Source organism: Chryseobacterium sp. DZ-32 (genome assembly GCF_059587025.1).
Window position 1 is genome coordinate 146,538 of sequence record NZ_JCAIOM010000011.1, and the last position, 15,295, is coordinate 161,832.

General features: G+C 32.9%; 13 protein-coding genes and 1 tRNA gene. 2 read left to right on the forward strand and 12 right to left on the reverse strand.

What is annotated here, in order from left to right:
* Positions 1-52 precede the first annotated feature (52 nt).
* Positions 53-1,372, forward strand: coding sequence for a PDZ domain-containing protein (locus tag AC59HC_RS14125; RefSeq protein ID WP_202839740.1), 1,320 nt, complete (start codon positions 53-55; stop codon positions 1,370-1,372).
* A 3-nt stretch (positions 1,373-1,375) separates the two neighbouring features.
* The gene (locus AC59HC_RS14130) at positions 1,376-1,903 is read left to right on the forward strand and encodes a hypothetical protein (RefSeq protein WP_137905441.1); all 528 of its coding nucleotides are present in this window, start codon (positions 1,376-1,378) and stop codon (positions 1,901-1,903) included.
* Here AC59HC_RS14130 and AC59HC_RS14135 read toward each other — a convergent pair.
* The 12 genes from AC59HC_RS14135 to AC59HC_RS14190 form a co-directional block, all read right to left on the reverse strand.
* The gene (locus tag AC59HC_RS14135) at positions 1,896-2,939 is read right to left on the reverse strand and encodes a L,D-transpeptidase (RefSeq protein WP_181397984.1); all 1,044 of its coding nucleotides are present in this window, start codon (positions 2,937-2,939) and stop codon (positions 1,896-1,898) included. The two genes, AC59HC_RS14130 and AC59HC_RS14135, sit on opposite strands and share 8 nt — an antisense overlap.
* Before the next feature lie 448 nt (positions 2,940-3,387).
* Positions 3,388-3,461: transfer RNA gene (locus AC59HC_RS14140), tRNA-Asp, on the reverse strand.
* Positions 3,462-3,728: 267 nt separating this feature from the next.
* Positions 3,729-4,916 carry a glycosyltransferase family 4 protein gene (locus tag AC59HC_RS14145; protein ID WP_429816201.1) on the reverse strand — a complete coding sequence of 396 codons (1,188 nt, stop codon included), beginning with the start codon at positions 4,914-4,916 and terminating at the stop codon, positions 3,729-3,731.
* On the reverse strand, positions 4,916-6,049 hold the full coding sequence (locus tag AC59HC_RS14150) for a glycosyltransferase (RefSeq protein ID WP_202839744.1): 1,134 nt from the start codon (positions 6,047-6,049) through the stop codon (positions 4,916-4,918). Before AC59HC_RS14150 ends, AC59HC_RS14145 begins: the two co-directional genes overlap by 1 nt.
* Positions 6,049-7,149, reverse strand: a complete 1,101-nt coding sequence (locus AC59HC_RS14155) for a hypothetical protein (RefSeq protein WP_202839745.1) — start codon at positions 7,147-7,149, stop codon at positions 6,049-6,051. The genes AC59HC_RS14150 and AC59HC_RS14155 overlap by 1 nt, the downstream gene beginning before the upstream one ends.
* Complete coding sequence (locus AC59HC_RS14160; RefSeq protein ID WP_395972725.1) at positions 7,133-8,050, reverse strand: glycosyltransferase; 918 nt, start codon at positions 8,048-8,050, stop codon at positions 7,133-7,135. The genes AC59HC_RS14155 and AC59HC_RS14160 overlap by 17 nt, the downstream gene beginning before the upstream one ends.
* Positions 8,040-9,242 carry an O-antigen ligase family protein gene (locus AC59HC_RS14165; protein ID WP_202839747.1) on the reverse strand — a complete coding sequence of 401 codons (1,203 nt, stop codon included), beginning with the start codon at positions 9,240-9,242 and terminating at the stop codon, positions 8,040-8,042. The genes AC59HC_RS14160 and AC59HC_RS14165 overlap by 11 nt, the downstream gene beginning before the upstream one ends.
* Entirely contained in the window at positions 9,239-10,225 is a 987-nt protein-coding gene (locus AC59HC_RS14170; protein WP_496558851.1) for a glycosyltransferase, read from the reverse strand. The genes AC59HC_RS14165 and AC59HC_RS14170 overlap by 4 nt, the downstream gene beginning before the upstream one ends.
* On the reverse strand, positions 10,218-11,282 hold the full coding sequence (locus AC59HC_RS14175) for a polysaccharide pyruvyl transferase family protein (protein ID WP_202839749.1): 1,065 nt from the start codon (positions 11,280-11,282) through the stop codon (positions 10,218-10,220). The genes AC59HC_RS14170 and AC59HC_RS14175 overlap by 8 nt, the downstream gene beginning before the upstream one ends.
* Before the next feature lie 2 nt (positions 11,283-11,284).
* Entirely contained in the window at positions 11,285-12,805 is a 1,521-nt protein-coding gene (locus AC59HC_RS14180; RefSeq protein WP_262896819.1) for a lipopolysaccharide biosynthesis protein, read from the reverse strand.
* Between the two features lie 11 nt (positions 12,806-12,816).
* The gene (locus tag AC59HC_RS14185; RefSeq protein WP_202839753.1) at positions 12,817-13,983 is read right to left on the reverse strand and encodes a nucleotide sugar dehydrogenase; all 1,167 of its coding nucleotides are present in this window, start codon (positions 13,981-13,983) and stop codon (positions 12,817-12,819) included.
* 11 nt (positions 13,984-13,994) lie between these two features.
* Entirely contained in the window at positions 13,995-15,290 is a 1,296-nt protein-coding gene (locus tag AC59HC_RS14190) for a nucleotide sugar dehydrogenase (protein ID WP_202839755.1), read from the reverse strand.
* Positions 15,291-15,295 lie beyond the last annotated feature (5 nt).

The window sequence follows — 15,295 nt, forward strand, 5'->3', positions numbered from 1 at the left end:
CTTTTGGAATGTTTTTTTATTATCATATAGATAAATTCAGTAAATTCAGTAAATGAAATTTAGATTGTTTTTACTGGGATTATTGCTTAGCATTTTTGTAAGTGCCCAGAACACTTTTGAACTAATTAATACTAAAAAAGCGGTTATTCCTTTTCGGTTTATCAACAATCTTATCTTTATCCCTATCAATGTTAATGGTGCTGATCTTACCTTCCTGCTGGATACCGGAGTTTCGGAAACCATACTTTTTAGTCTGGAAAATAAGGAAGTAAAGCTAAGCAATATAGAAAAAGTAAAGTTTTCAGGTCTTGGAGGAAGTTTAAGTATTGACGGCCTGAAATCGGAACGCAATATTGGCAAAATAGGAGATGCTATTGTCAATACCTCTATGTCTCTTTACATTATTATTGATGAAGAGTTTAATATTTCGCCTCATGTAGGAATTCCTGTAAATGGAGTGATTGGCTATCATTTTTTTAAAGACCATCCTATTTATATAGATTATACATCAAAGAAAATAACCGTTTATGAAAATATTGCCCTCCTGGAAAAGAAAATCAGACGGTTTGAAGAGTTTCCCATTACCATTGAAAAGAATAAGCCTTATTTGCATGCCGATGTAGAAATGACCAATGAAAAGAAAGATTCAAAATTACTGATTGACCTTGGAAACAGTGATGCGATCTGGCTCTTCCCTGCTCTTATTAAAAATTTCGTTTACAACAGACCCAATATTGATGATTTCCTTGGCCGCGGTTTCAACGGAGATATCTATGGCAAAAGAAGCAGAATTCATAATTTTTACCTCGGAAATTTTAAATTTGAAAAGCCACTTACTGCTATGCCGGATGAATTTTCTATCCAGCATGTTAATTTGGTAGAAAACAGAAAAGGTTCCATAGGAAGTGAAATTATGCGTAGATTTACTGTAGTTTTTGATTATCCCAATCAAAAGTTATATCTTAAGAAGAACAGAAACTTTGACGATCCTTTTCATTTTAATATGAGCGGACTGGATTTCAGACAAGACGGATTGGAATGGCAGCAGGATAGAATAAATATTGAAACTCAAAAATCAGCTAAAGTAGTAAATGAAGTTTATAAAGAAGCTTTTCGGTATAAATTCAGTCTGAAACCTATATTCTCCATTGCAGGAGTAAGAAAAGACTCTCCAGCCTATGAAGCAGGCCTTAAAAAAGATGACAAAGTTCTGAGCATTAACGGAGAACGAACTGCAGACATGACTCTCGAAAAGATCATGGAACTTATGAAGTCCAGCGAGGGCAGAAATATTACCATGATCATTCAAAGGAAAAACGAAGAACTTACATTCCGCTTCATGCTTGAAGACCCAATTCCTTATCAAGAATAAAATATGAATACTGAAGAAAGCACCTTAGACAGAATAAGAACCAGACCCAGATTTAAAATGTTTACTCATCTTACCAAAGAAGAGTATGCTGAAAATCTTAAAAAATATATGGAAGAGCATAAAGATGAATTTTCAGGAAATATTAATAAGGAGGTTGCTACCATTTGGGTAAAAACAGAATATGATAATTACTGGAAGCCCTGCCTTGCCTTAAGGGTAGAAATGGAAGATGAGCATACGGCAATACGCGGAGTATTTGGCCCTAGCTCCGCAGTGTGGACGTTTTTTATGTTTCTTTACTTTTCTTTTTCTATTCTGTGGATGACATTCTTCACGATGTATTACGTGGAGAAACAGATAAAAAGCGCCGAATACCCATGGGCACTGAGCGCTTCTTTTGTCATGTTATTGTTTATTCTTCTTACGTATATTGCTGCAAGATTCGGGCAGCATAAAGGTAAGGAGGAAATGATCAAACTTAGAAAATTTGCTGAAGAATCTACTTTGCAATTTGAAAAGAAAATCAATTAGATAAAGGTTCTGCAGGCTTTTCATTCTGAACAGGTGCAGATGCTGCTTTTGCTGCTTTGATAGAATCCACCACTTTTTCTCTGTTGCTTTGTTCTTTAAGCATTTTTGGAACGTCCGGCTCTAAAAGCTTCGTCAATTCTTCAACGGAAATATTGTTGGCATTAGGATCGTCCAAAAGATTTCTCCATGGTTTTCTTCCTCCCCATTTGTAATCTCCGAATACCATTACCGCTGTTCCTTTGGCTTTTGTTGTAGCACCGCCGGGATTCAGAATCCAGGTATCTGCATAAGAATACAGCCATTGGGCATCTTTCCTCAGCAATCGGAGACATGAGTGGGAAGCAGGATATCCCGGAAGGGTATATTCATGCCATCCAATTCCTCCGATATTGTGAATATTAAAGTTATAAGGAAGTTTCCATTCAGTACTTACCGTAGAAATGGCAAGTTTCTTTTTCCAGTTGGCAAAAGTAAGCCCTCTTGTGGTCTGGGCTGCTTTTTTACCCATACTTGTCGGGCCCCATTTTACAAGACTTCCATTGGAATATACAGCAAAAGCCTGTATAGGATATGAGAATATGACAAACTTTTTCACTCCGCTTAATACATCCAGCTGCATTGGAAACGGTGAATATGCCATCAATGTTGTATCTATTTTTGCAGGAACAACCAAAGTATCGGCATTCCATTTACTTTTAGAGTCCAGCCTGTTTAAAGCTAAAATAGCAGTTCTCTCTTCTACACTGTATTTCTTGCTGAATTCTGCATACACAGAATCACGCATTTTTTTATCCTTCGGAAGAACAAAGGCATTATAGAAACCATTCTCCTGCATAACAGGCGGAACAGATTCTTTTTTCACTACAGGAACAGAATCTTTCTTTATGGAATCCTTTTCTACCTCCGAAGCTTCCGAAGAAGCAACAGTATCTTTAAAAGTATCACTTATCTTTTCTATTTCCTTTTTACAGGAAATCAAGAAAAAAGCGCATAAACAGACATAAAGAAAGGATTTTTTCACAGATATGTTTTTCATAAATAAATCGGCCATTTAGTTTGGCTACCCAGTACAAATATCAGACCTAAATTTGAATCATAAAAGATATTCTTAAAAATACCGTAAAAAAACGGAGGTTTAAGGATTGCAAATGAGGAGTTATAGTTAGTTCATTTTTATAAGGTTAGAATTCCAGACAGGGATTCCGGGAGTCTCACATAAACATTATTCTCCTTTCCAGTTCTTTTTGAAAATAGTTTTACACCAAGATCAGTTTACATTAAAAAATTCAGTATAAATCTCACAATACATAAAAAAGCAATCAGCAACAGTATGTAAAACTGAACTTTATTTACTTTTCTATTCCCGAATTTCCAGACGAGAATTCTGTCAATGATAAATTATCACTTTTACAGGAATGAAATTGAATAGTAAATGGAAGGGGGGGGAAATAAAAAAGCCTTCTATTTCTAGAAGACTTTTTTTGCGATCCGGACGGGACTCGAACCCGCGACCTCCGCCGTGACAGGGCGGCATTCTAACCAGCTGAACTACCGGATCAATTAAAGTAGCATTTGCTTTTAACTGGTGCAAATATATAGCTTTTTTTAACTTTTCCAAAGAAACCTATTTCTTTTCTTTCAAAGCAATCTGTAAAATACACATTTTCAAATATAAAAATTAAAGATATAACTGCTATTAGACACCTTTATTTTAAATTTCACTTAGAAAATTTAAGAAAATAGATTATAAACACACACAAAATCAACATTCCTGTTACTTTAAATTCTAAGATGATAAATTCCCTGTACTATTTAACTACCGGGCTTATTCTGTTTGTTCGATAACTTCAACAAATTTTTTACAAAGAATGGACTTGTCATAAACTGTTTCAGCCAATTTTCTTGAATTTTGTCCCATGCTATTTACCACCTCAGGATTGTCCTTCAAATAGAGTACTTTTTCTACAAGTTCTTCCGGACGGTTGGGGTTTACATAATATCCGCAATGGTATTTTTCAGCTATATCTTTCGTCCATCCGGCGGAGTTTACAATAATCGGTTTTCCTGCAGACAATGAATCGAAAAGTTTGTTGGGAGAGTTGGTATACAAAATCGGAATATCCAGAAAGGAAATCATAGAAACATCGGAAAAATTAACAATCTCAGATACGTCTGTCATAGGGAACTTTCCGAGAAACTTCACATTTTTAAGGTTGTTTTTCTCTACTTCATCTACCAAATCCTGTTCGGTAGAACCACCTCCTACAAACAAAAATTCTATATCTTCTCTATCTTTTAATAACTTGGCAGATTCAATAATTGAATGAGCTCCATTTGCCAATCCCAGAGACCCAAAATGAACTATTTTGAAGGAATCTTTTTTTAAACCAAGCTTTTCCATCAGTTGATCGTTTTTTCCCCTAGGCCAGAATTCGTCCATTTTAGCCATATTAGGAATCATTGATGTTTTTTCTTTTGGAATATATTTTACGACTCCATCCTGCATACCGGGAGAAAGTGCAATAACACGGGAAGCGTTTTTATAAATCGTTTTTTCCAGCAGACGAGTTGTTTTAATTGTCCAGCTGTTTTTTATGGCTCCCATTTGTATAGGCACCTCAGGCCAGAGATCCCTTACTTCAAAAACAAAAGGTTTCTTTTTAAACCACTTTAATATAAGTGCCGGAATACCTATTGTAAGAGGAGTAGATGTAGCAATCACCAAATCAATATCTTTCTGTTTCCATCCTACTACAGATGATTTGTACATAAATTTCAGGAAAGCCTTTAATCTTCTGGAAACACTCATATTCTGGTCATAGTCTTCTTTTATATAAACGACTTCAATACCATCAATGTTTACCACTTTAATATCCTCTGAAAATTTCGATGATGAGGTGAGCATAGTAACTTTATGCCCGTTTTTAATAAGTTCTTGTGCTAGCCAATACGATCTTGTTCCTCCGGGTTCCTGAGGAGTTACGAAATATTGGTGGATGTATAATATGTTCATTATTTTTTTTCTGTATATAATTGTTGGTATACTTCAGCTATTCTCTTCCAGTCATGATTTTCTAACAATTGCTCCATATCAAAACTATAATGATCTTGTTTTTGGATTAAACGTTCAAGCGCCCGTTCGATCGCAGAAACAGAAATGTCTTCCACTTTTTCCCCAATAGAATCATCATAAAAACCGTCGATCCCTTCATTTTGTGTGTACATCACCGGTAAACCCTGCAGAAGGGCTTCTATATACACCAGGCCAAAGGTTTCTGCTTTGGAAGGCATTGTAAAGAAATCACTTCGTTCATAGTAGGATTTTAAAACAGGCAGACTCTCAACTTTTCCTACAAACTCAAAGGAAGGGTCGTTTTTAATAGAATCAAGGATTCTTTTCTCGTCATTTCCTCCTCCTCCAATCAGTGTTAATTTTATCTTATTCTGAACCTTGTGATTATAATTCTTAACAGCATTAATAAGGTTAAAGACATTTTTTCCCTTATTAAATTTCCCTATATAAAGCAACTGAATGCTTTTTTCATTCTTAACAACATTCCTTTTCATCACCTTTGATTCGATCCAGTAAGGATCTACACCATTTGGGACCACTGTGAGTTTTTGCTGTACATTCTCCAGGATATGAGACAGTCTTGAATCTTCAAGCATTCTTTTTTTATAGACTGCCGAAATGGTTATGATCTTATTCGCATTCTGAAGAATTTTTTTTCCGTAGCCTCTTTCGTGCAGAAAATATTTCAAAAACACATTAAGATCAGTATTACGCACTGCTACTATGTAGGGAATATTATATTTTTTATGAAGTTCATAGGCCGCTCCGCCATCGCTGTACCATGTGTGAGCATGAATAAATTTGACAGTCTTGAGATCTATTTTTGCTTCAATGTCCCGTACAATTTTTTTAATTTTTCTCTTATACAAAACCCGATCTGCATATTTTGATAAAATATGGCTGTAGATAATCTGAGAGCGGTTATTTTTAAAATTTATTTTATTTTTTCCTATTCTGGAAGCCTCCCGAAATGGATTGTATACAATCTGCTCCACCCCGTTACTATCCAGCTCCCTCACTAAATTTTTATAAACTGTGGATCCTGAGTAATCATTTGTAATGTGGAGTATCATTATGGATAAATTGAATTAAACTGCAGCTCTAAAGAGGAATTGTTAATTTTATTACTATAATTTGTAAGGTTTTTCTCGACCAAAGGATATAAACTTGTATCAAAATAGATAAGTTTCATCCAGCCATCCGATATTTTCCATCCTGTATTTTGTACACTTGGATTTGTAGTACCGTCTACATTATCAGCAATACTGTCTCCTTTAAGAATCTTAAGCTTCAGGGTATTGCAGAGGTAACTGAAATTAAAGTCGGTCCAATTGGCATTTCCCAATTCTTTTGCCTTTATTAAATATAATACGACATGATTTCCATGTGATACATCCTGTATAACGGGCTTATAATTCTTAATTTTCTGTAAAGCCTTACAAAAAGCATCCGGATACGTACTGTTCCATGTATAATACAAAACGCTACCTGTGCTTTTATTTAAGATCAGTGCTTTTTTCAGCTGCTGATCAAACTGATTTACAAACACGGAATATGAGTTTTTATTAGATTCGTCATATTTCATCAGATATAGTGCAACAACTGCCCAGTTTGCTCCGGTATGAAGCCTCTGATGAAACAATAAAGAATAATCTCCATACTGGCTAAAACTTCTGGCTTTCCATTTATCGAAAGAGTATTTTAAACCACTTTCTATCGCCGGCTGATAATTTGTATACAGTTTATTCTTAGCTAAAATATCCAAAAATTCGCCAATGTATCTGAAAAAATATCCTTCTGAAATTAAATGCTCCTGTCCGTTCACTTTTGCATTCTGATTACCTTTTCCCACATTCATCACCCAGCCATTTTTTTGGTAAGATGTCTTTGAATTGGTGTCAATCAGGATTGGTTTTATGACAGAAATATTAGTATCAATATATTTCTTATCTTTTGTTTTAAGATACATATTGTTATTGGCATTGATAAAATATCCTAATGCCATGAAATCGTAAGTATTTTTACTTACCGACGACAATTCCATTTTTTGCAAACCATAGCTTTTGGATGCCTGCATATCTGCATTATACCTGCTTACTCTGTTTTGCTGAGCATACGAAAAGCTAAACAGTAGTACCGCACTAATCTTTATAAAATCACTTAAATATTTCATAATTATTAATATTATAATTTTGAATCAGATTCTGTAACTGCTTATCATTACCTCCATCGGCAACGTTTTCCTGGCTTAGTTTAAAAATTGAATTTTTATTTTCAATGGGAATCAGGTTTGAAAAATAATTGGATTTCACAGTCTTTGTCTTATTCAACTGAGCCATCATATTCAGCCAGACATCATCCGCCATAAAACATAAGCTGACAAAAACCTCTTTGTTTAAAACTTCTTCACTAAAAAAATTAGTCTTATACAAAGTTCCTCCCCCACTTGTGTGAAATAGATCAAATGTCGGTCCAAAATTTCCAAAAACCTTTTTCCACTTAGAATATCTGCTTATTGTATCATCATCATTTCTCACAATTTTATGTGCTCTGTGACAACAGATTGTATCAGGAAATTTTTCATGTAAATCCATTAAATCTTTAATGATATTTGATGGATAAAAGATATCATCATCTATTGTTATGATAACGTCATTTTGATATTCTTTAAAGGCGTAGTAATATTTTTTATGAGACCTGAGATCTTCGTCTACAAATTTTATTTCCAGTTGATTCTTTTTATAGTACCCCATCAAATTATCCGGTATATCTTTTAATTCATTCGGAAACTGATCTTTTGCCAAATACAATACAATTTTATTTGGAAGCTGACTTTGACGTAACATACATTCTATAACCATCCATAATTTGGATATCCTTCCCGGGAATGTTGTCAATGATACAATAATATTTTCCGACGATTGTTCGGGTAGTACTATTTCTTTTTTAGTGTTTTTAAGATATATCGGAAAGACAAAATTTGAAAACTTTCTAATAGAAAATCTCGCTAAAGACTGAACTTTAGTAAGTTTTCTTAACGATGAATATTTTCTATCTATATAATCAATTAACATTTTTAGCTATCGTTTTATAAAATGATGATATACAATAAAGACTTGCTAGCCAAATCCACATGTAAGGATTATTTAAATAAACACTATTAATTGTAAACGCCAATGGCATTACAAGTAATGATCCTAACAAAATATAGTTTGGAATTTCACGCTTTTTAAAAATTTTTTTCGGGTTAAAAATTTTATATAACAATAAAAGAAATGTAAAGAAGACAACAATTCCATATTGAGAAAGTAATTCTATAAATAAATTATGGGGTACCAGGATAGGATTTTTCGTCATTTTACTGGCCGTTTCAGAAAAATTACCAGCTCCGACACCCAGAAATTTTGAGTTTATAAACATATCGATACCAACATTAATCATTTCCTTTCTGGAATTGTCTTCCAGACCTTTTTGTTCAATTCTTGTCTTTAAATAAGAAAATGATGCATTATTCATTACATATATATAACCTGCAAAAGATACTATTATCGAAATGAATGTATAAATAATGGTTTTGCTTATTGACTTACTGGAATAAAAAATAATATATATAATTGTAGATATTAATAAGCACAGCATCGTTCCGCGGCTTGCATTAGTCAGTACAACCCAAACGATTGCTAAAATAAAAAGGATATAAAGTATTTTAAAAAACTTGCTTGAAATAAACTTAAGTTTGGCTAAAATAAAAGGGAATGAAATTGCCAAAAGGTGATTATACAAATTATAATTTCCAAAAGTAATAGCGGCATATTTTCTGATAGTTCCCACACCTCCTAATACCGTATCATCTCCAAATTTAGAATTGGAAAAGTGCAAATTGAAATTAATTTCTATAATTGCTATCGGAATACTTAGTAATACAAATATAACCCAGCCATTGATCAGTTTATTTAAACTTAAATACTTGCTAAAATTCAGTATTTCAATGAAAATGATAAAATTTATTAATGCATAGGCAAACTCTTTTAAGGATTGGTCATTATTAAATGTTAAAAATAACATTGACAATACGCAATACATGATAAAAGAAAAGAAAAACAATAAAACCTCTTTTCCTTTTATCAGTTTTTTATTTAAATCCCTTATTAATAAGGGTAAAAATAGGATAGCAAGAATTCTCGGTGCCTGTAACATACCACCGTATAAACCAAATATTTGTGAAATGATTAATATTGGGGTTATATTTTTCTTTAGGTAATTCATCTATTAATCAAATTATCCAATCTTATCAGAAGGAAAATAAAATTCCAATTTTTATAAATAAAAACCGATTTGGAAGGAAATAGTTTTCTTTTGATATATTTCACAATAAAAGAATCATACTCTCTTGTAAAAACAAAAAAGTCTTTTTTACTGATACTATTTAAAAGATCCATAATTTCATTTTTTTTCATATTGCTTTTATGTAAAAAAATGAACAGCAAACTAAAATAATAGTGATGTCTGTTTATGATGAATTTTTCAGGAAAGAAATCTATTATATCTTTCTTATTATATAATTCTAAAATTTTTAAAACTGATTCTACATTTTTTATAGTCTGCTTTTTTTTCATGATTGACTCTCCCCTTTGTACATAGTTTACGAAGATATTGTCAATAACTTGCAGATCAGGATTTTTACTATAGACTTGTGTATTAAATAACACATCCTCATAGATAGCTCCTTTTTCAAATATGATCCTATGTTGATCCAAGAACTTTTTTGAATAGATCTGTGTCCATGCCTGAACACCATAGTTATTGTATTTTAACAGCAAATCGTGGCCACTGATCTTTTCTTCATTTTCAAATTTTTCAAATTTGACAATTTTATTTTCATAAATTTCCTGATAATTAAATAATAAAATATCGGTCTCTTTATTGATTTTTTCAAAAAAGATATCAATACTCTCACTTTCAATATAATCATCTCCATCAACAAACCAGATATATTCACCTTTGGCTATTTTATATCCGGCATTTCTGGCATCAGAAAGCCCCCCGTTTTCTTTTTCCAGGATGACAATTCTTTTATCCGCTTCTTTATATTTTTTACAAATACTGATACTATTATCCGGAGATCCATCAATTACCAGGATCAGTTCAAAATTAGCAGAAGTATTTTGTATTATACTGGCAATACATTTTTCTATATAATTCTCAACATTATATATTGGGACGATAATTGATAAAAAAACATCATTCATTTACATTCTCTATTAATGGTAGGTAAAACTTCCTTATCTCCTGAGGATTATATTTTTCATAGTTATCATTACTCAATAACTCATCTATTGCTGTGTTTGCTTCCTCTACATTTTTAACAAACTTGATATATTTTAAATACTTAATCCAGTTGTAAGTTCCTATAACTTTCTGATTATAATTCGAAAAAACCACGCATGGTGTTCCTGTAATGATGCAAAGAACCATTCCATGTAGTCTGTCAGTGACCACTATCTTTGCCTTAGAAAATTGTAACAGCTTATTAGTCAATATTTTCTTTCTAACAGATTTTATATCTAAATCTGTTATTTTTTCACAATGCATATCAGAATTAATTATTTTGGCAAATCTTTCTTTTAAGATTTGGGTAATTTTATCTTTATCATCTGCTGTTAATATTGATTCCTGATCATTTCTGATTACTTCCAATGCATATTCCCGCTCATTTTCAAAACTATATTCAGTGTAAAGAACAATATCGGGAGTCAGAATGACTTTGTTTTTTGGAAAATATTTTTGCATTAATTCAAATGATTTTTCCTCCCTGGCTGTCAAAATCAAATTTTTATGTTTTCCAAAAATATCTTGTGTTCTTTTTAATTCAGATTCACCAATCTGATCATTTGAATAATAGATCGTTTGTGGAAACAGTATAATTTTATTTTCAGGAAAGTTTTGAATTACCATTCTCCTTAAATTTTCTTCCCTCATGTATTCATTCCCGAAATTGCCACCTCCATGAACAAATATCAAATCATCAGGCTTAATAGTATTTCTGTACTTTTCTATAAAATACTTCATCTGAGACTGATTGATCTCAAAAATATGATACCCGGGTAAGTTTTCCTGAAAAAATTTTAGCTGCCCCTCGGCAATAGCGTGATCTCCAATATTAGTATGAGTAGGAGTCTGAAATAAAAATAACCGCTCTGAACTGCAATTAGAAATTTCATCAGCAATTTTATCTACTCTGGCATTATTCTGTATATTATTGATAATTGAATTTGCTTTATTTTTTATTTTGTTAAATAAATCCATATTTATTTCTTTATTTTTTTTATGATTGTTTTCTTAAACTGTTGATACTCTTCCCGCTTAATACCAATAAGAATAATTAATACCAACAAAATAATCTCAGCACCAATGGTTGAAGATATTGCAAAAAAGTAGCTGTTGAAATCTAATTTTTTTATGACCCATACCAGAATAAAACAAGAGAAAATAACCAGGAAGGTCTGTTTTAAATAAAGTAGTACATCTGACCAATCATATTTCAATTTATGATTAACATAAAGAAAACGAAATATGAAGGTGCATAAATTTAAAATAACATTTAAGCTCATAATATATACAGGAGAAAAACCTAATTTTAAGAATATATATGCCAGCGGAAGATTTAATAATAATATCAATGAAACACCTAATTGATAATTTCTGATATTTCCAATGGCATTAGCAGACATCCAAAATGGTCCAACTATGGCATTGATAATAGAGCCTATAATAACGATCTGAGTGAAGCTTACAAGATATTGAGGTAAGTTGACACCCAGCCATAATTTTAAAATGAATTCGGTATGTAATAAAATCGGTATTGATAAAACTAAAAATAGAAATACTGAATATTTCGAAGTATTTAATACTAATCTTTTATGCGTTTCCAAATCATTCGAAGCATAACTTTGAGTAATTTGTGGATTGAATGCTACCTGCATATTGGAAACAAAACTATATAAAACACTATTTACCTGATTCGCAATACCTAAGGCAGCATTTACAGTTACACCGATGAATATATTCATAATCATATTCAATCCCTGTGTTGAACTTAAAACAGCCACTTGTCCGAATAAGCTCCAACCAGAAAAAGATAATAATTCTCTGAATAGTTTTTTGTCAGAAAAATAATGGTAAGCAGTTTCTTCCTTAAAGTTCCTATAGCAATAAATTTTATAGATTACATTAATTATAAGATTGACCAGTAATAATAAAAATGAATACACTATTAGCTGATCATATTCAACAAAAAGAGATAATAAAAATACAATAGCTAGTTTTAATATAGTCTCTACTATACCCAGATAGGCATAGAAAGACATCCTTTCATTCGCGAGTATGGTAGCATTGAAGGGTATTCTAATGATATTAATTATTGTTGTAATTATAGAAAATTGAAATACAAAATTCGCTGCATTAAGCCGGTTAACTGGAATATTTAATTTGTAATTTAAAAACCACAATCCAATAGTCTCCGACAAAACCAATACGATAATTGAGATAATTATATGAATATTTAGACTCATACAAAAAACTCTATTAACTTTTTCTTTGATTTTTGAAGCTAATTCAATATTTAAAAATCGTTGAGTAGCACTTGTCATTGCATTATTTAAAAAAGAAAATAATACAACTACCCCCGCCACTAAATTATATATTCCAAAGTCATCTACTCCTAACTTCTGTAAAATAATCCTTGAAGTATATAAGGAGATCCCCATATTGATGATCATCCTTATGTAGAGTAATATTGTATTTTTTGCGATCTTTTTTGTACTGGACAATTTATTTACTTTTAATCATTACCAAATAGATCCCTTGTGTACACTTTTTCCTGTACATCAGCAAGTTCCGCTGCATTGCGGTTAGAAATAATTACATCGCATTCTTTCTTGAAAAGTTCTAAATCTTTTACTACTCTGGAACCGAAAAAAGACTCTTCATTAAGGGCCGGCTCAAACACTTCCACTTCTACTCCCTTAGCTTTAATCCTTTTCATTACTCCCTGTATGGCAGATGCTCTGAAATTGTCGGAGCCTGCTTTCATGATCAGACGGTAAACACCTACCTTTTTTGGTTTTCTGGCAAGTACAGAATCTGCTATAAAGTCCTTACGGGTCCTGTTGGCATCTACAATTGCCTGGATAATATTATTGGGAACAGCGTTATAATTTGCCAAAAGCTGTTTGGTATCTTTAGGCAGGCAGTATCCTCCGTATCCAAAAGACGGATTATTATAATGTGAACCAATTCTTGGGTCCAGTCCAACACCTTCTACAATCTGGCGGGTATCCAGTTCATGAATCTGTGCGTAGCTGTCTAATTCGTTAAAATAAGCTACCCTCAATGCCAGATAGGTATTTGAAAACAATTTAATGGCTTCTGCTTCGGTAGGATTAGTAAACAAAACCGGAATATCCTTTTTTACCGCACCTTCTTTCAGTAATTCTGCAAAAATCCTTGCCCGCTCGCTCTGCTCCCCGACAATAATTCTCGAAGGATATAAATTATCATATAAAGCTTTGCCTTCTCTCAAAAATTCCGGAGAAAACACTACATTATCTAAATGCATTCTGCTTTTTAACTCTACAGTATATCCCACCGGAACTGTAGATTTAATAATAATTACAGCCTCAGAATTATACTCTGTAATTTCCTTAATTACATTCTCAACACTGCTTGTGTCAAAATAATTGGTAGTGGGATCATAATCTGTGGGAGTGGCGACAATAATATATTCAGCCTTATCGTAAGCTTCCTTCTTATCTAAAGTGGCTTTGAAATTAAGGGGTTTAGTACTTAGAAACGTACTGATTTCTCCATCTTCAATAGGAGATTTTTTAGAATTAAGCAATTCTACTCTCTCCTGAACAATATCTAAAGCTACAACTTCATTATGTTGGGCCAATAAGACGGCATTAGACAAACCTACATACCCTGTTCCTACGACTGCTATTTTCATTCTCTATTTTTTTATAAACGATTATCGTATTTCTCTAAAATTCCTTTAACATCATATAAAACTCCTCCTTCCTTCAGATAGCGGGAAAGATCAATATTCAGGAATTCATCATGAGAAACTGTAAGAACAATTGCATCAAACTGTCCCTTCACATCTTCAAGAGAATTGGTAGATTGTATACCATATTCATGCATTACTTCTTCCGGATTTGCCCACGGGTCGTATGTTGTAACTTCAACAGAATAGTCTTCCAGAGCATTGATAACATCTGCAGCTTTCGTATTTCTTACATCCGGACAGTTTTCTTTAAAAGTGATTCCAAGATTCAGTACCTTGGCATCCGTAATGTTGATTCTTTTCTTAATCATTGTTTTTACCACCTCGGAAGCTACAAACTGCCCCATGGAATCATTTAGTCTTCTTGCCGTAAGGATAAGCTCAGAATAATATCCTACATCCTGCGCTTTTTGGGCAAGATAGAAAGGATCTACTCCAATACAGTGTCCTCCTACCAATCCGGGCTTGAATTTCAGGAAATTCCATTTCGTTCCCGCTGCCTCCAAAACTGCATGTGTATCAATATCCAGGAGATTAAATATTTTGGCAAGCTCATTCACAAAAGCAATATTGATATCACGTTGTGAATTTTCGATAACTTTCGATGCTTCAGCTACTTTGATGGTAGGTGCCAAATGGGTACCTGCTGCAATTACAGATTTATATAATTCGTCAACTTTTTTACCAATTTCCGGTGTAGAACCCGAAGTTACCTTTAAAATCTTCTCTACGGTACGTTCTTTATCTCCCGGGTTGATTCTTTCAGGAGAATATCCTGCAAAAAAATCCTCGTTAAACTTCAATCCTGAAACTCTTTCCAGCACAGGGATACATTCTTCTTCTGTAACACCGGGATAAACAGTAGATTCATAAATAACAATATCCCCTTTTTTCAATACTTTTCCTACTGTTTCAGACGCTTTATATAAAGGCGTCAGATCCGGACGATTATGTCTGTCTACCGGTGTCGGAACAGTTACGATATAGATGTTAGCCTCTTTAATATCTTCCAGATCAGATGAGCAAAGCAATCCTTTTGATGAGTTTGAAAACGGATTATCTTTCACTAAAACCGGCTGCAGTACTTCATCTTCTACTTCCAAAGTGGAATCTTTTCCGCTATTCAGTTCTGCAATTCTGGCCTGGTTGATATCAAAACCTACTACGGCATATTTTGTTGCAAATAAACGGGCCAGTGGTAATCCTACATACCCCAATCCGATTACCCCAATTTTATTCTGTATATTCATATTAA

What these genes read in the sequence shown, in the direction of transcription:
- AC59HC_RS14125 (WP_202839740.1), top strand. Translation starts at nt 53, where the DNA reads ATGAAATTTAGATTGTTTTTACTGGGATTATTGCTTAGCATTTTTGTA.
- AC59HC_RS14130 (WP_137905441.1), top strand. Translation starts at nt 1,376, where the DNA reads ATGAATACTGAAGAAAGCACCTTAGACAGAATAAGAACCAGACCCAGA.
- AC59HC_RS14135 (WP_181397984.1), bottom strand. Translation starts at nt 2,939, where the DNA reads ATGAAAAACATATCTGTGAAAAAATCCTTTCTTTATGTCTGTTTATGC.
- AC59HC_RS14145 (WP_429816201.1), bottom strand. Translation starts at nt 4,916, where the DNA reads ATGAACATATTATACATCCACCAATATTTCGTAACTCCTCAGGAACCC.
- AC59HC_RS14150 (WP_202839744.1), bottom strand. Translation starts at nt 6,049, where the DNA reads ATGATACTCCACATTACAAATGATTACTCAGGATCCACAGTTTATAAA.
- AC59HC_RS14155 (WP_202839745.1), bottom strand. Translation starts at nt 7,149, where the DNA reads ATGAAATATTTAAGTGATTTTATAAAGATTAGTGCGGTACTACTGTTT.
- AC59HC_RS14160 (WP_395972725.1), bottom strand. Translation starts at nt 8,050, where the DNA reads ATGTTAATTGATTATATAGATAGAAAATATTCATCGTTAAGAAAACTT.
- AC59HC_RS14165 (WP_202839747.1), bottom strand. Translation starts at nt 9,242, where the DNA reads ATGAATTACCTAAAGAAAAATATAACCCCAATATTAATCATTTCACAA.
- AC59HC_RS14170 (WP_496558851.1), bottom strand. Translation starts at nt 10,225, where the DNA reads ATGAATGATGTTTTTTTATCAATTATCGTCCCAATATATAATGTTGAG.
- AC59HC_RS14175 (WP_202839749.1), bottom strand. Translation starts at nt 11,282, where the DNA reads ATGGATTTATTTAACAAAATAAAAAATAAAGCAAATTCAATTATCAAT.
- AC59HC_RS14185 (WP_202839753.1), bottom strand. Translation starts at nt 13,983, where the DNA reads ATGAAAATAGCAGTCGTAGGAACAGGGTATGTAGGTTTGTCTAATGCC.
- AC59HC_RS14190 (WP_202839755.1), bottom strand. Translation starts at nt 15,290, where the DNA reads ATGAATATACAGAATAAAATTGGGGTAATCGGATTGGGGTATGTAGGA.